Source organism: Mycobacterium sp. TH-M116 (assembly GCF_057473685.1).
Genome location: NZ_JBYCLC010000253.1, coordinates 1 through 19,892, shown reverse-complemented (window position 1 = coordinate 19,892; position 19,892 = coordinate 1). Strand labels below are relative to the sequence as shown.

At 70.3% G+C, this 19,892-nt stretch carries 14 protein-coding genes; 11 read left to right on the top strand and 3 right to left on the bottom strand.

Annotated features, from left to right (window positions below; all coding sequences use genetic code 11):
- The first annotated feature begins 7 nt into the window (after positions 1 to 7).
- The 4 genes from AC2VOK_RS12580 to AC2VOK_RS12565 all read left to right on the top strand — a co-directional run bounded on the left by AC2VOK_RS12580 (position 8) and on the right by AC2VOK_RS12565 (position 9,391).
- Positions 8 to 4,597 carry an amino acid adenylation domain-containing protein gene (locus AC2VOK_RS12580; RefSeq protein WP_428900785.1) on the top strand — a complete coding sequence of 1,530 codons (4,590 nt, stop codon included), beginning with the start codon at positions 8 to 10 and terminating at the stop codon, positions 4,595 to 4,597.
- The gene (locus AC2VOK_RS12575) at positions 4,590 to 8,102 is read left to right on the top strand and encodes a non-ribosomal peptide synthetase (protein ID WP_428900765.1); all 3,513 of its coding nucleotides are present in this window, start codon (positions 4,590 to 4,592) and stop codon (positions 8,100 to 8,102) included. The genes AC2VOK_RS12580 and AC2VOK_RS12575 overlap by 8 nt, the downstream gene beginning before the upstream one ends.
- Positions 8,103 to 8,321: 219 nt before the next feature.
- Entirely contained in the window at positions 8,322 to 8,846 is a 525-nt protein-coding gene (locus AC2VOK_RS12570; RefSeq protein WP_428900764.1) for an MTB12 family secreted protein, read from the top strand.
- Positions 8,843 to 9,391 carry an MTB12 family secreted protein gene (locus tag AC2VOK_RS12565; RefSeq protein WP_428900763.1) on the top strand — a complete coding sequence of 183 codons (549 nt, stop codon included), beginning with the start codon at positions 8,843 to 8,845 and terminating at the stop codon, positions 9,389 to 9,391. Before AC2VOK_RS12570 ends, AC2VOK_RS12565 begins: the two co-directional genes overlap by 4 nt.
- Positions 9,392 to 9,404: 13 nt before the next feature.
- Here the strand turns inward: AC2VOK_RS12565 and AC2VOK_RS12560 are convergent, their stop codons facing one another.
- A complete protein-coding gene (locus tag AC2VOK_RS12560) occupies positions 9,405 to 9,704 on the bottom strand; it encodes a type II toxin-antitoxin system VapB family antitoxin (protein WP_144953935.1) in 300 nt (99 codons plus the stop codon).
- Positions 9,705 to 9,879: 175 nt separating this feature from the next.
- Between AC2VOK_RS12560 and hrcA the strand changes: the two genes are divergently transcribed.
- From hrcA to ybeY, 5 genes are all read left to right on the top strand, one after another.
- On the top strand, positions 9,880 to 10,911 hold the full coding sequence (gene hrcA, locus AC2VOK_RS12555; protein WP_428900762.1) for a heat-inducible transcriptional repressor HrcA: 1,032 nt from the start codon (positions 9,880 to 9,882) through the stop codon (positions 10,909 to 10,911).
- 66 nt (positions 10,912 to 10,977) lie between these two features.
- A complete protein-coding gene (gene dnaJ, locus AC2VOK_RS12550) occupies positions 10,978 to 12,132 on the top strand; it encodes a molecular chaperone DnaJ (RefSeq protein ID WP_428900761.1) in 1,155 nt (384 codons plus the stop codon).
- A gap of 23 nt (positions 12,133 to 12,155) precedes the next feature.
- Positions 12,156 to 12,953, top strand: a complete 798-nt coding sequence (locus tag AC2VOK_RS12545; protein WP_428900760.1) for a 16S rRNA (uracil(1498)-N(3))-methyltransferase — start codon at positions 12,156 to 12,158, stop codon at positions 12,951 to 12,953.
- 132 nt (positions 12,954 to 13,085) lie between these two features.
- Positions 13,086 to 14,144 carry a PhoH family protein gene (locus tag AC2VOK_RS12540; protein ID WP_428900784.1) on the top strand — a complete coding sequence of 353 codons (1,059 nt, stop codon included), beginning with the start codon at positions 13,086 to 13,088 and terminating at the stop codon, positions 14,142 to 14,144.
- Between the two features lie 7 nt (positions 14,145 to 14,151).
- On the top strand, positions 14,152 to 14,685 hold the full coding sequence (ybeY, locus tag AC2VOK_RS12535; RefSeq protein ID WP_428900759.1) for an rRNA maturation RNase YbeY: 534 nt from the start codon (positions 14,152 to 14,154) through the stop codon (positions 14,683 to 14,685).
- Between the two features lie 12 nt (positions 14,686 to 14,697).
- Here the strand turns inward: ybeY and AC2VOK_RS12530 are convergent, their stop codons facing one another.
- Complete coding sequence (locus tag AC2VOK_RS12530) at positions 14,698 to 15,861, bottom strand: cytochrome P450 family protein (RefSeq protein ID WP_428900758.1); 1,164 nt, start codon at positions 15,859 to 15,861, stop codon at positions 14,698 to 14,700.
- A 221-nt stretch (positions 15,862 to 16,082) separates the two neighbouring features.
- On the opposite strand from AC2VOK_RS12530, the gene AC2VOK_RS12525 reads away from it, so the two are divergent.
- Positions 16,083 to 17,390 (top strand): hemolysin family protein, encoded by a 1,308-nt coding sequence (locus tag AC2VOK_RS12525; RefSeq protein WP_428900757.1) that lies wholly within the window; start codon positions 16,083 to 16,085, stop codon positions 17,388 to 17,390.
- 96 nt (positions 17,391 to 17,486) lie between these two features.
- Positions 17,487 to 18,386 (top strand): GTPase Era, encoded by a 900-nt coding sequence (gene era / locus AC2VOK_RS12520; RefSeq protein WP_428900756.1) that lies wholly within the window; start codon positions 17,487 to 17,489, stop codon positions 18,384 to 18,386.
- Positions 18,387 to 18,434: 48 nt separating this feature from the next.
- Here era and AC2VOK_RS12515 read toward each other — a convergent pair whose 3' ends face one another.
- Complete coding sequence (locus AC2VOK_RS12515; RefSeq protein ID WP_428900783.1) at positions 18,435 to 19,889, bottom strand: amidase; 1,455 nt, start codon at positions 19,887 to 19,889, stop codon at positions 18,435 to 18,437.
- Positions 19,890 to 19,892: the final 3 nt, after the last annotated feature.

Here is a 19,892-nt window from a genome sequence, read left to right as displayed (position 1 = left end):
CGTGGCGGTGAGTCAGGCTCCGCCGCAGGTCGAAGACGTCCTCGCCCTGAGCCCGTTGCAGGAAGGGCTGTTCGCGCTGTACCGGCTGGCCGAGGACGGCGTCGACCTGTACACCATGCAGCTGCGGGTCGACATCGACGGGCCCATCGACGTCGATCTGCTGCGCCGCAGCGCCGCGGCGATGCTGGACCGGCACCCGAATCTGCGCGCCGCGTTCTGGGACCGCGGTGTCGAAAAACCCGTGCAGATCGTGCCCGCCCATGCCGAGCTGCCGTGGACCGAACGTACCGCCGCGCCGGGTGAATTCGATGCCATCGCACGCTCGGAGCGGCGCCGCCCGTTCGACCTGGGCCGGGGACCGGCCCTGCGCGTCGTGGTGCTGTGCGTGCCCGGCGAGTCCCGGAGCCGGTTGGTGTTCACCGCCCACCACATCCTGATGGACGGTTGGGCGCTCGGGGTGTTCTTCACCGAGATGCTCGCCGTGTACCGGGCGGGCGGTTCGGTCGACGGCCTGCCGCCGCCCCGCCCGTACCGCGACTACATCGCGTGGCTCGCCCGGCAGGACCGCGTCGCGGCGCTGTCGCGGTGGAACGACTACCTGTCCGGTGCGTCGGCTCCGCTCATGGTCGCCGACGGCACCGTCGCCACTCGCGACAGTGTGCCGGGCACCGCGGAGCTGGTGTTGCCCGCGCCCGACACGGCCCGGCTGCGCGACTGGGCGGGGCGCAACGGACTCACGCTCAACACCGCGGTGCTCTTCGCGTGGGCGGTCGTGCTGAGCAGGCTCACCGACCGCCGCGACGTCGTCTTCGGCACCGTCGTGTCCGGGCGACCCGAGCAGCTGGCCGGCGTGGAGGGCATGGTCGGCCTGTTCATCAACACCGTGCCCGTCGTGCACCGGTTCGGCGGGGCCGACACCGTGGCCGCCCACTGCGCGCGCCTACAGCGCGAGGCCTCGGCGCTGCGCGACATCGGGTACCTCAGCCTCTCGGAGATCCAGCGGACGCACGGGCGCGGGGCTCTGTTCGACAGCCTGTTCGTGTTCGAGAACGCGCCCGTCGAGGACGCCATCCGCGCGGTCACCACGCCCGACGGGGCCCGCTTCCGCCCGGTCGAGATGGAAAGCCTGACGCACTACCCGCTGACCGTGGTCGCGCACCTGCGCGGCGACGCGCTTGTGGTGCTCGTCGAGGCCATTCACGAAGCCCTGCCGCATCTTCGGCCCGACGACACATGCGAGCGGCTGCTGGGCGTGCTGCGCCGGCTGCCGGACGTCGGCGACGTGAGCCCCGACGCGCTCGACGTGCTCACCGCCGCCGAGCGTGCCGAATTCGCCGGTCTTGCCGCGCGGTCGGTGCCCGCGCCGCACACCACGGTGTGGGAGGCGTTCGCGCGGCAGGCGCGCGCCACCCCGGACGCGGACGCTCTCGGCACGGGCAGCGGCGAACGCTACACCTACGCCGAGCTGCACGCCGCGGCCTGCCGACTGGCCGCGGAACTGGCCGCGCGCGGCGTGGTACCGGAATCCATTGTCGCGCTGGTGCTGCCGCGCTCGGCCCGGTCCGTCGTCGCCATCCTGGCCGTCCTCGCCGCCGGCGGTGCCTACCTGCCGGTCGACGTCACGCTGCCGCAGGCCCGCATCGACACGATGCTGGCGCAGACCGATCCGGTCCTGGCCCTCACCACGGCCGGCTGCCGGCGGCTGGTCGGCGCGGACACGGCCACGCTGGTCATCGACGACCCCACCACCGCGCAGCGCATCTCGCGGTCGCCCGCCGCCGCGCCGGCGGTGCAACGTCATCCCGGGCAATGCGCCTACGTCATCTTCACCTCCGGCTCGACCGGGGAACCCAAGGGCGTGCTGGGCACCAACGGCGCGGTGTTGAGCTATTTCGCCGACCACCGCGAGCGCGTCTACGGTCCGGCCGTGGCGCGGCTGGGCCGCCGGCTGCGCATCGCGCACGCCTGGTCGCTGAGCTTCGACGCGTCCTGGCAGCCCCTGGTCAGCCTGCTCGACGGCCACGCCCTGCACCTTTTCGGCGCCGCGGAGATGCGCGACGCCGACCGGCTGGTGGCGGGCATGGTCACCCATCGCGTCGACATGATCGACACCACCCCCTCGATGCTCGGGCAGCTGCGCGCCGCCGGGCTGCTGAGGCACGGCCTGCCGGTACTCGCCCTGGGCGGCGAGGCGATCGACGGCGCGGTGTGGGAGCAGCTGCGCGGCCTGCCCGCAGCGGGCGTTTGCGGCGCGGTCTACAACTGCTACGGGCCCACCGAGGTCACCGTCGAGGCGGTCGTCGCAGCGGTGGGCGAGTACCCGGCACCCACGATCGGCACCGCCAACGCCGGAACGTTCGCCTACGTCCTGGATTCCGGCCTGCGCATGGTGCCCCACGGCGCCGTCGGCGAACTGTATCTGGGCGGCGCACAACTCGCCCGCGGCTACCTCGGCCGGCCGGCGCTGACCGCCGCGCGGTTCGTCGCGGACCCCTTCCGTCCCGGCCGGCGCATGTACCGGACCGGCGACCTGGTGCGACGCCTGCCGCACGGCGGGTACGCCTACCTGGGCCGCGCCGACACCCAGGTCAAGATCCGCGGCTACCGGGTCGAGATCGGGGAGATCGAAGCCGCGCTGCGCGAGGACCCCGGGGTCGGTGACGCGGCGGTGTCGGTCGTACGCCGCGAAAGCTCCACCGCCCTGGTCGGGTTCGTCGTGTGGGCGGACGCCGCCGACGGCGACCCGGACCCGGTGCGCACCGCGCTGGCCGGGCGGCTGCCGTCGTACATGGTGCCGGCGCGGGTCGTGGCGCTGCCGCGGCTGCCGGTGAACGGCAACGGCAAGCTGGATCGGCACGCGCTGGACCGGCTGGCCGAGCGCGCGCTGTCGCCCGCGGGCGGCGGCGCGGCGGTCGCCACCGAGACCGAACGGTCGCTGTGCGAGGTGTTCGGGGAGCAGTTCAACGGGGTGGTGCCGCGCCTCGACGACGACTTCTTCGCGTTCGGGCTGGACAGCATCGTGGCGATCTCGTTGGTGCACAAGGCGCAACGGCGCGGGCTGACGCTGCGCCCGCGGATGGTGTTCGCCGCGCCGACGATCCGCCAACTCGCGGCGGCGATCGACGCGGGATCCGCGCCGGACGCGCCCGGCGCCTCGGCGCCCGGAGCGGAGTACGGCGAGGTGTTGCCGTTGCCGATGGTGTCGTGGCTCTACGAGCACGGCAACTACCGGCGGTTCACCCATTCCGTCCTGCTGCGGTTGCCGTCGGGCATCGATCGCGCCTCGATCGAGTCGATGCTGCAGTCGCTGCTCGACGGGCACGACACCTTGCGCTCGGTACTGGTCGACACCGCCGCGGGTCCGCGCCTGGTGACCCGCGAGCCCGGCGCGGTCCGCGCCGCCGACCTGCTCACCCGGGTCCGGCTCGCCGAACCCACCGATGCTGAACTGGTTGCGGCTCTCGCGGCCTCCGCCCGGGGCGTGCTGGACCAGATCGATCCCCGCGCCGGGGCGATGGTGCGCGCGGTCTGGTATTCCGGTGCGCCGCGATCGGACGTGCTGCTGCTCACCGCGCACCACCTGACCGTGGACGTGGTGTCCTGGCACATCATCCTCGGCGACCTGGTCGAGGCCTGGCGCTGCGTGCGGGCGGGAACGGCACCGAAGATGCTGGGGGAGTTCACCTCCTATCGGCGCTGGTGTGCGCTGATGTGGCAGCGGGCCGCCACGCCGGAGGTCCGTGATCAGCTGCCGTACTGGCTCGACCAGGTCCGCGGGACCGACCCGGACTTGGGGACGCGGCCCGTCGACCCCACCCGGGACACCTGGTCCTCGCTGCGGGTGACCCGGCACGCGGTCGACCCCGAGACCACCGGGCGCATGCTCGCCGCGGTCACCAGGGACGACGGCGTGCGCGAATTCCTCTTGACCGCAACGACCATGGCCATCGCCGCCTGGCGCCGCGAACGCGGGCAGGACTCGCGGGCCGGCACCCTCGTGGCGCTCGAGGGCCACGGGCGCGCCGACGCCGTGCTCGACACCGACACGACCAACACCGTCGGGTGGTTCACACACGCCTACCCGGTGCGCCTGGGCGCGGGACCAGAGGCGCTCGACGTCGAACGGGCCGAGCACAACCCGGGTGCGGCCGGAGCGCTGCTCGACGCGGTGGTGGCCCACCTCGGTGCGGTCCCCAACGGCGGCCTGGACTTCGGGCTGCTGCGTTACGTCGCGGACGTACCCGAGCTGCGCGCCGCCGCGGAACCACAGATCCAGTTCAGTTATCTGGGCCGGCTCGACCTCGGCGTCAGCGAACAGCCGTGGTCGCTGCTCGCCGGGTCCTACATCGATGCGCTGCCCGATGATCCCGAGCCCGACCTGCCGCTGCGATTCGCGGTGAACCTGAGCGCCTTCGTGGCGATGACGCCGGAAGGTGTCCAACTGATCGGCAACTGGCGGTGGAGCGACGCGCTGTTCGCGCCCGCCGACATCGACCGCCTGACGCAGCTGTGGCGGCGCGGGATCGCCGCGCTGGCCGCCGAGCTTGATCGACCACACGAAAGGGACCGAAGTGAGGGCGAGGCAACCCGTGAGTGACGGCGCCGACAGCGTGAGCAAAGACCAGATCAGGGTCACCGTCGCCGCGCAACTGGGGTGCCCGGCAACCGAGATCGCCGACGACGACAATCTGATCCAGTTGGGCCTGAACTCGATCCGCATGATGGCCCTGGCCGGCGGCTGGCGAAAGCGCGGCGCGGACATCACCTTCGCCCAGCTCGCCGACGCGCCGACGGTCGAATCCTGGCACGCCCTGCTCTGCGCGGAGCCGGGCACGAGGGCGGCCGGGCCCGGCCCGGCCGACCCCGCCGCCGCGTCCTCGGCCGGAGACGCGGCCGAGGACGCGCCGTTCCCGTTGGCCACCATGCAGCACGCGTACTGGATCGGCCGCGCCGACGAGCAGGAACTCGGCGGCGTCGCTGCCCACCTCTACGTCGAATTCGACTGTGGGGCAATAGAGCCCGAGCGCTTGGAGAGCGCGGTGAAGGCTCTGGTCGCCAACCATCCCATGCTGCGCACCCGGTTTCTGCCGGACGGCACCCAACAGACGATGCCCGAGCCGGGCAGGCCGGTCTTCGCCGTGGTCGACCTGCGCGGACAAAGCCCCGACGCCGTCCGGTCGGCGCTGGCCGAGTTGCGCGACCGCACGACGCATCAGCGCCTGGCGATCGAGGACGCCCAGGTGCTCGACGTCACGCTGAGCCTCTACGACGCGGATCGCGCTCGCCTGCATCTCGACGTCGACATGCTCGCCGGTGACGCGATGAGCTACCGCGTCCTGGTGGCCGAGCTGGCCCAGACGTACCACGGGGTGACGCTGCAGCCGCCCGGCTACAGCTACCGGCGCTACCGCACCCAACGCCGCCCTGACGCCGCGGCGCGAGCCCGGGACCGGCAGTGGTGGCAGCAGCGGTTGCCCGAGCTGCCCGGCGCACCCGAGCTGCCGACCGTGCCGGTCGGGGAGCGCGGCGCAGCGCACCGCACCGTGCGGCACCACCACTGGCTGGTGCCCGAGGCCAAGCAGCGGCTGATCGCCGGGGCCCACGCCCGCGGGGTCACGCCGGCGATGGCGCTGGCGGCGGTGTTCGCCGACACCGTCGGCGGGTGGTCGGCGCAGTCGCGCTTCCTGCTCAACGTGCCGTTATTCCAACGGGAATCGGCCCACCCCGACATCGCGCGGGTGGTCGGGGACTTCACCTCCTCGGTCCTGCTCGAGGTCGACGTCACCGACAACGTCTCGGTGACCGAGCGGGCCCGCGCCATCCAGCGCAGCATGTACGAAAGCGGTTCGCACGCAGCCTATTCCGGGCTCGAAGTGCTGCGCGACCTCGGCCGCCACCGCGGGGCGCCGGTGCTGGCGCCGGTGGTCTTCACCAGCGCGCTCGACCTCGGCGAGCTGTTCTCGGCCACCGTGACCGAGACCTTCGGCGACCCGGTGTGGATCGTCTCGCAGGGGCCCCAGGTGTTGCTCGATGCCCAGATCACCGAGCTGCGCGGCGGATTGCTCGTGAACTGGGATGTGCGCGAGTCGGCCTTCCCGCACGGTCTCATCGACGCCATGTTCGCCGCATTCACCGATGCGGTGCGGCGACTGGCGGACGGCGACGCGGGCTGGGACGCGGAGGCGGCGGTACGGCTGCCCAGCGCCCAGGCCCGGGTCCGTGCGGCCGTCAACGCGACCGACGGCCCGGTCAGCGGACGCTGCCTGCACCAAGGATTCTTCGAGCACGCCGCGGCCAATCCGGACGCGCCGGCGGTCGTCTGGGGCTTGCCCGGGGCAGCGGGTGGGACCGAGGGCGCCTGGAGCTACGGGGAACTCGCCCGGCGCGCGCTGGCGGTCGCCGGTGCGCTGCGCGCCGCCGGGGTACGCCGGGGCGACGCCGTGGCCGTCCAACTGCCCAAGGGGCCCGACCAGATCCCGGCCGTGCTCGGGGTGCTCGCCGCGGGCGGCGTCTACGTGCCGATCGGGTTCGACCAGCCGGACGGGCGGCGCGCCAAGATCCTTGGGTCCGCCGACATCGTCGCGGCGCTGACCACCCAGGGCGCGAGCATGGGACCGTCGGTCCCGTGCCTGCCCATCGACGCGGCGCAACGGCATTCGCCGCCGCTGCCGGCGCCGGTGCTCCCCGGCACCGGCGAACTCGCGTACGTGATCTTCACGTCCGGCTCCACCGGCGTGCCCAAAGGGGTCGACATCAGGCACGCCGGGGCGATGAACACCATCGACGCCCTCAACGACCGGTTCGGCATCGGCACCGGCGACCGGGTGCTGGGGCTGGCCGCCCTCGAGTTCGACCTGTCGGTCTACGACATCTTCGGCCTGCTGTCGGCCGGCGGTTCGATCGTGGCCATGGATACCGACCAACGGGCCGCGGCCACCACCTGGGTGGAATTGATCCGCCACCATCGGGTTTCGGTCCTCAGCTCGGTGCCGAGCTGGCTGGACATGATCTTGGAGCTGGGCGGGGACCGGCTGGGCGACTCGCTGCGTGTGGCCATGCTGTGCGGCGATTGGGTGGGCGCGGACCTGGCCCGCCGGCTCGCCCAGCAGGTGCCCGGCTGCCGGTTCGCCGGGTTGGGCGGCGCGACCGAGACCTCGGTCCACGGCACCGTGTGCGAGGTCGTCGGGGCGCCACCGGCGCACTGGACGACCGTGCCGTTCGGGGTTCCCCTGCGCAACGTGCGCTGCCGGATCGCCTCCCCGACGGGGCGCGACTGCCCGGACTGGGTTCCCGGCGAACTGTGGTTCAGCGGCCCCAACCTCGCCGCGGGATACCGCAACGACCCCGACCGGACCGCCGAGCGCTTCGTCGAGCACGACGGCGCGCGCTGGTATCGCACGGGCGACCTGGCGCGCTACTGGCCCGACGGCACGATCGAGTTCCTGGGCCGGGCCGACCAGCAGGTTCAGATCCGCGGGTACCGCGTCGAACTCGGCGAAGTGGAAAGCGCGCTTCGTGCCGTGCCGGGGGTGCGCCATGCCGTCGCGGCCGTCGTCGGCGCCGCCGCGCCCCAGCTCGTCGCCGCGATCGCGGGAGAACCGTTGGCCGACCTTGCCGCGACGGTGGCAGAGTTTCTGCCGCACTACATGATCCCCGCTCGCATCAGCATTGTGCAGCGGATCCCGTTGACCCCCAATGGCAAGGTGGACCGCACTGCGGTGACCGCGCTGCTCGACGGGCAGGGCTACGACGGGGACGCAAGCACCCCACGCAACGACCTCGAGGCCGCCCTGGCCCGGATCGTCACCGAGGTGCTGGGCGCGCAATCCACCGGCGTGCAGGACGATTTCTTCGCGCTGGGCGGCGACTCGGTGCTGGCAACGACCGCGATCGCCCGGATCCGCGACTGGTTGGACGTCGAGCACGCCATGGTCGCCGACCTCTTCGCCGCCCGCACCGTCGCCGGCCTGGCCGAGCGACTGGAAGGGCGGGAGTCACAACGCGGCACCCCGGGCCGGCTCGCCGTGATCGCACGCCACTACCTCGACGTGGCCGCGATGACGGACGAGGAGGTCCTGGCCGATGACCGGTCGCGGGCGTGACTCCCACCGAACGGTCTCATCTGCTGCACAGGTTGGGCACGGCTGCGCCTGAGTCCGCCCGGGTACCGTCGCGATAACGAAACCAATCGTCACTGGGAAAACAGCCGACACACAGGGCACAATGCCAACACAGGGCACAATGCCAACACAGGGCACAACGTCGACACTGAGGCACCACTGATCGCTGCGGGCGGCACACACCGAGGGGGAGACCCGAGCATGAAGAACTTCACATCGATCGCCACCGGCATGGCGGTCCTGGGGGCGTTTGCCGCCGCAGCAGTCGGCGTGACGTCCGTCGCGTCCGTTCCGGCCGCCGGCCCCGCGCAGCCCCAGCTGGCCGCGGTCGGCGCGCCCCTGCCGCAGGACCCGCCGGCCCCGGCCCAGGGCGCGAACGTCCCGACCGCCGCGCAGCTGACCGACGTGCTGAACAACCTGGCCGACCCGAACGTGCCGTTCGCCGACAAGGGCAACCTGGTCCAGGGCGGGATCAGCGGCATGGAAGCCCACGTCGCCGACAAGAAGCTGAAGAAGGCCGCCAAGAACGGGGACCTGCCCCTGTCGTTCGCGGTGACCAACATCCAGCCGGCCGCGCCCGGCTCGGCCACGGCCGACGTGGCGGTGTCGGGTCCCAAGCTGGCGGCGCCGGTCAGCCAGAACATCACGTTCGTCAACCAGGGCGGCTGGGTGCTGTCCCGCTCCTCGGCGATGGAGTTGCTGCAGGCTGCAGGCCAGTCGTCATGACATCACGTTCGGCTCTATCGAAGGGAAAAACCGTGAAACGGGTAGCAACGGTAGCGGTCCTGGCCGTCATCGGCGGCTCAGTCGCAGCGTTCAGTGCACCGTCGGATGGCCTCGTTGGGATCCAGCTGGCGGCAGTGGGGACACCCCTGACGCCGCTGCCGCAGAACCCCCCGTCCCCGGCGCCGGGGCAGAAGCTGCCGACCGCTGAGCAGCTGTCGAATCTCTGCAACCAGGTCACCGATCCCGGCGTGTCCTACACGACGAAGAACGACCTGGTCGAGAACGGCATCAGCCCGGACGAGGGCCACGTCGCCGACCACGAACTGCGCAAGGCCTACCGGCACGGGAACTTCCCGGAAACGTTCACCGCGACGAATATCGCGCCGGCCGGCCCGAACGCCGCCCAGGCCGACGTGGCCATCGCCGGCCCCAAGTTCGCCGGGCCGGTCACCAAGCGCCTCGCGTTCGTCAACCAGAATGGCACCTGGGTTCTGCAGCACGACGCCGCGATCGCGCTGATTCAGGCGGCGACGGCGACGGACTGACCGGTCCGCGCGCTCAGCGCAGGTCCATGTCGAACACCCGGGCGTGCAGCACCGTGCGGTTCCGCAGCGCGGCGCGCACCGCGCGGTGCAGGCCGTCCTCGAGGTAGGTGATCCCCTTCCAGCGCACCGCGTGCGGGAACAGGTCGCCGTAAAAGGTGGAGTCTTCGGAAAGCAGCCGGTCGAGCGCGAGCACCGTCGTCGTGGTGACCAATTCGTCCAGCCGGATCTGCTGGGGGGGTATTCGGGACCAGTCTTTGTAGGACAGCCCGTGCTCGGGATAGGGCTTCCCCTCCCGCACGCCTTTGAAGATCATGGATCGATCATCGGCGATTCCGGCCCCGTCGCATCGGCCGGGCCGCACGGATTCATGCTCGATAGGCTAGCCGGAAAGCCCTTCCCGCCGCTGACGCTCTCTGCCGCTGTCGGGCAGCGGAGAGCGAGGCCCGTAAAATCAACCCGGTCAGCAGGTGTCAGGGAGGTGACCGACAATGGGTAGCGCCGACGACCGTCGCTTCGAGGTGCTGCAGGCCATCGTCGCCGACTTCGTCGCCACCAAGGAACCCATCGGTTCCAAGTCCCTGGTCGAGCGTCACAACCTGGGGGTGTCGTCGGCGACGATCCGCAACGACATGGCGGTGCTGGAGGCCGAGGGCTACATCGTGCAGCCCCATACCAGCTCGGGGCGCGTGCCCACCGAGAAGGGCTACCGCGAGTTCGTCGACCGGCTGGAGGACGTCAAGCCGCTGTCGTCGGCCGAGCGGCGCGCGATCCAGGGCTTCCTCGAGTCCGGCGTAGACCTCGACGACGTGTTGCGCCGGGCGGTGCGGCTGTTGGCGCAGCTGACCCGCCAGGTGGCCGTGGTGCAGTACCCGACGCTGTCGTCGTCGACGGTGCGACATCTTGAGGTGATCGCCCTGACCCCCGCCCGGCTGCTGATGGTCGTCATCACCGACTCCGGCCGGGTGGACCAGCGCATCGTCGAGCTCGGCGACGTGATCGACGACTACCAGCTTTCTCAGTTGCGCGACATGCTCGGCCAGGCGCTGATCGGCAAGAAGCTGTCGGCGGCCTCGGTCGCGGTGGCCGACCTCGCCGGGCAACTGCGCGGCCCCGACGGCCTCAGCGACGCCGTCGGCCGTTCGGCGACGGTGCTGCTGGAGTCGTTGGTCGAGCACACCGAGGAGCGCCTGCTGATGGGCGGTACTGCCAACCTGACCCGCAACGCCGCGGACCTCGGCGGCTCGCTGCGTTCCATTCTCGAGGCCCTTGAGGAGCAGGTCGTGGTACTGAAGCTGTTGGCGGCCCAGCAGGAAGCCGGCAAGGTCACCGTGCGTATCGGTCACGAGACGGCCGCCGAGCAGATGGTGGGCACCTCGGTGGTGACCGCCGCTTACGGCACCTCCGACACCGTCTACGGCGGAATGGGTGTGCTGGGGCCCACCCGAATGGATTACCCGGGAACTATTGCCAGCGTTGCCGCGGTTGCTCTCTACATCGGCGAAGTGCTCGGTTCCCGGTGAACATGCTCGTGCATAATGCTCAGGCTTGCGCAGGCGCGGCGAAAACCAGGTAGAGGAGACTCAAGCGTGGCACGCGACTATTACGGCCTGCTCGGCGTGAGCAGGAACGCCAGCGATGCGGACATCAAACGCGCCTACCGCAAACTGGCGCGCGAATTGCATCCCGACGTCAATCCCGACGAGGCCGCGCAGGTGAAATTCCAGGAAATCAGCGCCGCCTACGAGGTACTGAGCGACCCGGAGAAACGCCGGATCGTCGACATGGGCGGGGATCCGCTGGAAAACGCGGCGTCGGGTGCCGGAGGTTTCGGCGGCTTCGGCAACCTCGGCGACGTGTTCGAGGCTTTTTTCGGCGGCGGCTTCAACGGCGGCGGGACCTCTCGGGGCCCGATCGGCCGAGTCCGGCCCGGCTCGGACTCGCTGCTGCGGATGCGCCTCGATCTCGAGGAGTGCGCCACCGGCGTCACCAAACAGGTCACCGTCGACACCGCGGTGTTGTGCGACCGCTGCCAGGGCAAGGGCACCAACGGCGATTCCGCTCCGGTCCCGTGCGACACCTGTGGTGGACGCGGGGAGGTGCAGACGGTCCAGCGTTCGCTGCTGGGCCAGGTCATGACGTCCCGGCCCTGTCCCACCTGCCGCGGGGTAGGCGTGGTCATCCCCGACCCGTGCCACCAGTGCATGGGCGACGGCCGGGTGCGGGCGCGTCGGGAGATCAGCGTCAAGATTCCCGCCGGTGTCGGCGAGGGCATGCGGGTGCGACTCGCCGCGCAGGGTGAGGTCGGCCCGGGCGGTGGGCCCGCAGGTGACCTGTACGTCGAGGTGCACGAACAGGCACACGACATCTTCGTCCGGGAGGGCGACGACCTGCATTGCACGGTTTCGGTGCCGATGGTCGACGCGGCGCTGGGCGTCACGGTCACCGTCGACGCCATCCTGGACGGCATGAGCGAGATCACCGTCCCGCCCGGCACGCAGCCGGGGACGGTCATCACACTGCGTGGCCACGGGATGCCGCACCTGCGAACGGGCGTCCGAGGTGATCTGCTCGTCCACGTCGAGGTGGTCGTCCCCGCCCGGCTGGACCACCGGGACACCGAGTTGCTGAGGGAACTGAAGAACCGCCGCAGCCGTGACGTGGCCGAGGTCCGTTCCTCGCACGACGCCGCTAACGGGGGCGGGCTGTTCAGCCGGCTGCGCGAAACCTTCACCGGACGTTAGCCGGCAGTCGTCAGGGGTTGTCCATGGTGGCGACGCTGTTCTACGTCGATGCGCTGCCCGATGCCGGCGCGGTGGCCGGTGTCGGCGGCGACGAGGGATTCCACGCGGCCACCGTGCGCCGGATCCGGCCCGGTGAGCAACTGGTGCTCGGTGACGGCGCCGGGGGCCTGGCCAGCTGCGAGGTCGAATACGCGGGCCGCGACGGGTTGCGCGCGCGGGTGCTGGGACGGTGGAGCGTCGCGCCCGGGCGGCCCCGGATCACCGTCGTGCAGGCGCTACCCAAGTCCGAACGTTCGGAGCTCGCGGTCGAGCTGGCCACCGAAGCCGGCGCCGACGCGTTCGTCGCCTGGCAGGCGGACCGCTGCGTCGCCACCTGGACGGGCGCCCGCGTCGACAAGGGCCTGCGCCGCTGGCGCGCCGTCACCCGCTCGGCGGCCCGGCAATCCCGTCGCGCGTACATCCCGCCGGTCGAAGGCCTGCTGTCCACCGCGGCGCTCACCCGGCGGATCTCCGACGAAGTGGCCGCCGGGGCGACGGTGCTGGCGCTGCACGAGTCGGCGACCGGTCGGTTCGCCGATATAATCGCGGATCACACTGTTGCACAAGCAGATTCGATCTTTCTCGTGGTCGGCCCGGAGGGCGGGATCGCACCCGGGGAGATCGCCGCGCTCACCGACGCCGGCGCGGTGGCGGCCCGGCTCGGCCCGCAGGTGTTGCGGACGTCGACGGCGGCGGCAGTGGCGCTGGGTGCGCTGGGGGTGCTCACCGCACGCTGGGACCCGGACGCCGAGTGCGCATCCGGCGGCGCGACACGCCACTGATGCGTTCCAGATGGCACGGTCGCCGGCGCACCGAGCTGCAAACGCGCGCTTGGGAGGGATCCTGCCCGGCGTTAGACTGGTGGTTTGCAGCGTGACCCCGGCATACACGAGCAGGCAGGCATCGGAAACCACGTGACGCCCCGCGAGACCAGCGCCGATGACGCACCCGCAGTTTCGGAGGTGTCTGCTCAGGTCGGTAGCAGCATCGACGTTCCGCCCGATCTCATCGTCGGCCTGTTGGGCTCGTCAGACGGGAACCTGCGCGCCCTCGAAAGTGCGCTCGACGCACACCTGCATGTGCGGGGCAATGCCGTCTCCGTGTCCGGCGACCCGGGTGACGTCGCACTCGCCGAGCGGGTGATCTCCGAACTGGTCGCCATCGTGGCCGGCGGTCAGCCGTTGACGCCGGACGTGGTGCGCCACAGCGTCGCCATGCTGGTCGGCTCCGGCAACGAGTCGCCTGCCGAGGTGCTCACCCTGGACATCCTGTCGCGGCGCGGCAAGACGATCCGGCCCAAGACGCTGAACCAGAAACGCTACGTCGACGCCATCGACGCCAACACCATCGTCTTCGGGGTCGGCCCCGCCGGCACCGGCAAGACGTACCTGGCCATGGCCAAGGCAGTTCGCGCCCTGCAGACCAAGCAGGTGACCCGCATCATCTTGACCCGGCCCGCGGTGGAAGCCGGCGAACGCCTGGGTTTTCTCCCGGGCACTCTGAGCGAGAAGATCGACCCCTACCTGCGGCCGCTCTACGACGCGCTCTACGAGATGATGGACCCCGAGCTGATCCCGAAGCTGATGTCCGCCGGGGTCATCGAGGTCGCCCCGCTGGCCTACATGCGCGGCCGTACGCTGAACGATGCGTTCATCGTCCTCGACGAGGCGCAGAACACCACCGCCGAGCAGATGAAGATGTTCCTCACCCGGCTCGGGTTCGGCTCCAAGATCGTCGTCACCGGCGACATCACCCAGATCGACCTGCCCGGCGCCGCCAGGTCCGGCCTGCGATCGGCGATGGAGATCCTCGACGACGTCGACGACATCCACCTCGCGGAGCTGACGAGCGCGGACGTCGTTCGGCACCGTCTGGTCTCGGAGATCGTGGACGCCTACGCGAGGTTCGAGGAGCCCGGTTTGACCATGAATCGGGCGGCGCGCCGGTCATCGGGTGCGCGGGGTCGCCGATAGTGGTCCCATGAGCATCGAAGTCTCCAACGAGTCCGGCATCGACGTCTCCGAGTCGGAACTGGTCAGCGTCGCGCGGTTCGTCCTGGCGAAGATGGACGTCAACCCCGGCGCCGAACTGTCGATGGTGTTGCTGGACACCGCCGCGATGGCCGACCTGCACATGCGCTGGATGGACCTGCCCGGCCCGACCGACGTCATGAGCTTCCCGATGGACGAGCTCGAACCCGGCGGCCGCCCCGACGCTCCCGAGCCGGGGCCGGCCATGCTCGGCGACATCGTGCTGTGCCCGGAATTCGCCGCCGGGCAGGCCGCGGCCGCGGGCCACAGCCTCGGCCACGAGTTGGCGTTGCTGACCATCCACGGTGTGCTGCACCTGCTCGGCTACGACCACGGCGAGCCGGACGAGGAGAAGGAAATGTTCGCCCTGCAGGACAGCTTGCTCGAAGAGTGGGTGGCCGAGCAGGTCGAGGCATACCGGCACGACGTGCAGGGCGAGCGTGATCGCCGGCTGCTGGACAAGTCCAGGTATTTCGAAATCTGAGCCGGCCGAGGCTCAGCAGGCCGGGCCCCAGCGCAGCGGCAGACTACTCGGCATGACCGCGCCGCCCGGGGTAAACCTGAAGCGCGGCGTGAAGTCGGGCTCCAACTCGAAATCTGTTATCGCATTGAGGAATTCGTTGATGATGACGGTCAGCTCCATGCGGGCCAGGGCTTTGCCCAGGCAGCGATGGATTCCCGCTGCAAAGCTCCGGTGACGCTTGGGTTGGATTTTGCCGTCGTCGGTCATGCTCACCGACGACCCGTCGCCGGCCTCAAGGTTCGTCGTGGCCAAGCACAGGACTACCACCGAGCCCGCCGGTATCGTGACGCCGGCGAGCGTCACCTGGCGCGCGGTGAAGCGCCCGATGAACGGAAACGGCGTTTCCAGCCGCAGCAACTCTTCGATGAACGCCCCGATCCGGTCGGGGTTGTCGCGCAGGCAGCGACGAAGCCGCCGGTCGCGTGCCAGGTACAACAGCGCCGACCCGATGGCTGCCTGGATGGCGTCCTGTGCGGAGCACAGCAGTGCGTAGAAACCGATCACCTCGTTCTCGGTCAGCGGGTCGGCACCGGTGAGCAGCTGCGAGGCGAGCGCCGGCCGCTCGTCGCCCGCGATGGCCTCGACGAGGTAGGCGAACAGCCCGGAGGCGTGGGGTGACCCGGGCGTGTCCCAGTTGACGTCCTCCGCCCACGCGGCCAGCTTGTCCCGATCACCCAGCGGAAGCCCGCACAGTGCCGTCAACACGCCGAAGGGGAACGGGATGGAGACGTCGGCGATTGCGTCGCACCCGCCGCGGGGCAGCAGAGCGCCGATCAGCGCCGATGCTTGCTCCCGCAGCGCGGGCAGCAGCTCATCGGCCGCGCGCGCGGTGAAGTAGGGCTGCAGAATCCGGCGGAAGCGCGAGTGCGCGGGCGGGTCGTAGGCCAGCGGGACCGGGGTCGGCAGCGGTTTCATCCCGGCGCCGGGCAACGGGAGCGGCTGCCTGCGTGAGGTGAAGGTGGCGTAGTCGCCCAGCGCCGCGAGCACGTCTTCGCGGCGGGTCACCAGGTAGTAGCCGCCCATGCCGACGAACACACCTTCGGCCTGAAGCTCGCGCCAGTAATCCTTCGGGTCGGCCGCGATCACGGTCCGGTCGGCATCGGCGAACGGGGGCAGCATTGGGGGGAAGTCGCTCACCTGACCCACCGCCGTGTGGTGCGACCGGTTGCCCACGGGCCCGTAGCTTAGAGCAGAATACTGTGGTATTGCTGGCAAGTTCGCGGGTCGTCACGGCAGGTCTCGGAGTCGGCCGAGGCACCGGCGCAGGCGTTGAGCGTCGGGGTGACCGGCGCGGTGGGGCCGATATGTCAAAATGTCCGCATGGCAGGAAGTTTGCCGGACACCGCGGCCTTCGACCTGTGACCGGACTGAATGAGTTGCTCGGCGCGATCGCGCTGATTGTCCTGGGCGGTCTCTTTGCGGCGATCGACGCTGCCATCGGCACGGTGTCGCCGGCCCGCGTTCAGGAGCTGGTGCGCGACGAGCGGCCCGGCGCGGCGGCGTTGTCGCGGGTGATGGCCGAGCGGTCGCGCTACATCAACTTGATGGTGCTGCTGCGGATCACCTGCGAGATCACCGCGACGGCGCTGCTGGTGGTGTTCTTCCGGCACGCCCTGAGCGTGGACGGGGGATTGTTCGTGGCCGCGATCATCATGGTGGTGGTCAGTTTCGTCGTCCTCGGGGTTGGCCCGCGCACGCTCGGGCGCCAGCACGCGTACTCGATCTCGCTGGCGACCGCCGTTCCGCTGCAGGTGATCTCGTGGTTATTGATGCCGATCAGCCGGTTGCTGGTCGTGCTGGGCAACGTGCTCACGCCGGGCCGGGGCCTGCGCAACGGGCCGTTCGCATCCGAGATCGAGCTGCGCGAGGTCGTCGACCTGGCCCAGCAGCGCGGCGTCGTCGCCGCCGATGAGCGCCGGATGATCCAGTCGGTGTTCGAACTGGGCGACACCCCTGCTCGCGAGGTGATGGTGCCACGCACCGAGATGATCTGGATCGAAAGCGACAAATTGGCCAGCCGGGCAATCAACCTGGCTGTGCGCAGCGGCCATTCCCGCATCCCGGTGATCGGCGAGAACGTCGACGACATCGTGGGTGTCGTGTATCTGAAAGATCTTGTCCAACATACGTTCTTGTCGGACAACGGCGGACGGGACACGACCGTGGCCCAGGTGATGCGTCCGGCGGTGTTCGTGCCGGACTCCAAGCCGCTGGACGCGCTGCTGCGGGACATGCAACGTGACCGCAACCACATGGCCCTGCTGGTCGACGAGTACGGCGCGATCGCAGGCCTGGTCAGCATCGAAGACGTGCTGGAGGAAATAGTCGGGGAGATCGCCGACGAGTACGACCAGGCCGAGACGGCGCCGATCGAGGATTTGGGCGGCAAACGCTTCCGTGTCTCGGCGCGGCTGCCGATCGAAGACGTCGGGGAGTTGTACGGGGTGGAGTTCGATGGCGACCTCGACGTCGACACCGTGGGCGGCCTGCTGGCCCTGGAACTGGGCCGGGTGCCGCTGCCCGGCGCCGAGGTGGTGTCCCACGGGCTGCGCCTGCACGCCGAAGGGGGGCTCGACCATCGGGGGCGGGTGCGGATCGGCACCGTCCTGCTCACACCGGTGGAGTCCGACGGGTCCAACGGAGCGGAGGCCGGCCGTCATGGCTGAGCGCGGGCATGCCGAGCGTGTACTCACGGCGAGAATTCCCGATTGGGCTCAAGGGGTGATAGGTCGCACTGTGTGTACCTTCGACGAGAGGCTGGTATGACGGACTTCCGTTCGGGGTTCGTGTGTCTGGTGGGTCGGCCGAACACCGGCAAGTCGACGCTGACCAACGCCCTGGTGGGCGCCAAGGTGGCAATCACCTCGAAGCGGCCGCAGACCACCCGGCACACCATTCGCGGGATCGTGCACCGGGAGAACTTCCAGATCATCCTGGTCGACACCCCCGGCCTGCACCGGCCGCGTACCCTGCTGGGCAAGCGGCTCAACGACCTGGTCCGCGACACCTACGCCGAAGTCGACGTGATCGGGCTGTGCATCCCGGCCGACGAGGCGATCGGCCCCGGTGACCGGTGGATCGTCGACCAGATCCGTGCGGTCGCGCCCCGGACCACCGTCGTGGCGATCGTCACCAAGATCGACAAGGTGCCCAAGGAGCGGCTGGTCGCGCAGCTGGTCGCGGTCAGCGAGCTCGTCGGCGACACGGCCGAGGTCGTGCCGGTGTCGGCGGTCCGAGGTGACCAGGTCGAGGTGCTGATCGACGTCTTGGCCGAGGCCTTGCCACCCGGTCCGGCGTACTACCCCGACGGCGAGCTGACCGACGAGCCGGAGGAAGTCCTGATGGCCGAGCTCATCCGCGAAGCGGCCCTGGACGGGGTGCGCGACGAACTCCCGCACTCGCTCGCGGTGGTGATCGACGAGGTCAACCCGCGCGAGGGTCGCGACGACCTGATCGACGTGCACGCCATCCTCTACGTCGAGCGGTCCAGCCAGAAGGGGATCGTCATCGGCAAGGGAGGGGCCCGGCTGCGGGAGGTGGGCACCGCCGCGCGCACCCAGATCGAAAAGCTGCTGGGCGCCAAGGTCTATCTCGACCTGCGGGTCAAGATCGCCAAGAATTGGCAGAGCGACCCCAAACAGCTTGGTCGGCTTGGTTTCTGAAGTCTTGTCTTCTCTCGTCCGTAGCGGACAGGTCGCTGCTAAGACGCTTCAGGTGTTCCACCACACCTTCGGCTGCTTGCTCGCCCAGCCGCAGACGGCTTCCAGTTCGGCGGCCAACGAGATCAGCAGGGGTTCGCTGTCCGCAGGACCCATCAACTGCACCCCGATCGGCAGGCCGTCGGAGGTGAATCCCGCCGGCACGTTGATTGACGGCCAGCCCAGTACGTTCCACGGCCACGTCGCCGGGCAGGCGCGGATCATGGCGCGGTCGAGGCGATAGCTGCCCAGCCTGTCGAACGCGCGCACTTGGGGGGGCGGCTGCGCGGTGGTCGGTGCCAGCACCACGTCGACGATGTCGAAGATCGAGCCGACGCGGCGCTGGGCGGCGGCCTCGTGGCGGCGGGCGCTGCGCAGCGTGGACTGTCCCAGCACGTGGCCGGTGCGCAAGTTGGACAGGGTGCGCGGATCCAGGGTGACGCCGTCGCCCAAGCGCTCCTCCCACTCACGCAGCCCCGCGGTGGACCGGACCAGAAAGTCCCACGACAACCGCAGGCCATAATCGGGGTTGCCGGGCACCACGGTGTGGCCGAGCAGTTGGAGTTGCTTGGCCATGGCGCGTGTCGCCGCCGCGATCTCCGGGTGCAGTTTGGCTCGAAAAACGGTGAACGGGAACCGGGTTGACAGCGCGACGGTCAGCGGGCCGGGGGCTTTCCCGACGTAGTCGGACACCGTCAGCGGGGAAGGCTTGTGCCGGTCGCCTTCGACGTTGCCGGACGCCGCGTCGAGCACCAGGGCCGCATCGGCCACGGTGCGGGCCAGCACACCGTTGACCGTGATGCCGTTGAACGCCTCCGGCAGCGGCCAGGTGGAGATGCGGCCCCGCTGCGGCTTGATGCCGACCAGGTGGGTCCACGCGGCCGGGATGCGGACGCTGCCGGCACCGTCGGAGCCGATCGCTGCGGTGACCAGGCCCGCGGCCACCGCAGCCGCGCTACCGCCCGACGATCCGCCCGGGGTGTGCCGCCGGGACCACGGGTTGCGGGTGTGCCCGAATCCGGGTCCGCTGGTGAACGGCCATTGGCCCAGTTCACAGGTGTTGGTCTTGCCCACGATCACCGCGCCGGCCGCCTTCAGGCGGCGAACAATCTCGGCGTCCTGCGCGGCGGGGCGTACATTCCCGTCGGTCCCGTACGCGGTGGGCACCCCGGCAACATCGACGTCGTCCTTGACCGCGATCGGGATGCCGAGCAACGGGGAGGTGTCGCCGGCGGCCCGGAGACGATCGGCCTCGGCCGCGTCGGCCAGCGCCGACTCGGTGAGTACCACCCGGAAGGCGTTCAGGGTGGACTGGCTGACGTGGATGGCGTGCAGGGAACGACGCACCAGTGTGTCCGACGTCACAGAGCGGCTGGCGAGCTGATAGAGCAGGTCAGTCAGTGTAGGCAAGGGCTGGCCGCCGGAACCGGGAGCGGATCCGGCAGCGGACCCAGGAGCGCCAACCACGGG

Excerpts from the sequence above, each read along its gene's own strand:
- AC2VOK_RS12570 (WP_428900764.1), top strand. The coding sequence starts at position 8,322 with ATGAAGAACTTCACATCGATCGCCACCGGCATGGCGGTCCTGGGGGCG.
- AC2VOK_RS12565 (WP_428900763.1), top strand. The coding sequence starts at position 8,843 with ATGACATCACGTTCGGCTCTATCGAAGGGAAAAACCGTGAAACGGGTA.
- AC2VOK_RS12560 (WP_144953935.1), bottom strand. The coding sequence starts at position 9,704 with ATGATCTTCAAAGGCGTGCGGGAGGGGAAGCCCTATCCCGAGCACGGG.
- hrcA (WP_428900762.1), top strand. The coding sequence starts at position 9,880 with ATGGGTAGCGCCGACGACCGTCGCTTCGAGGTGCTGCAGGCCATCGTC.
- AC2VOK_RS12545 (WP_428900760.1), top strand. The coding sequence starts at position 12,156 with ATGGTGGCGACGCTGTTCTACGTCGATGCGCTGCCCGATGCCGGCGCG.
- ybeY (WP_428900759.1), top strand. The coding sequence starts at position 14,152 with ATGAGCATCGAAGTCTCCAACGAGTCCGGCATCGACGTCTCCGAGTCG.
- era (WP_428900756.1), top strand. The coding sequence starts at position 17,487 with ATGACGGACTTCCGTTCGGGGTTCGTGTGTCTGGTGGGTCGGCCGAAC.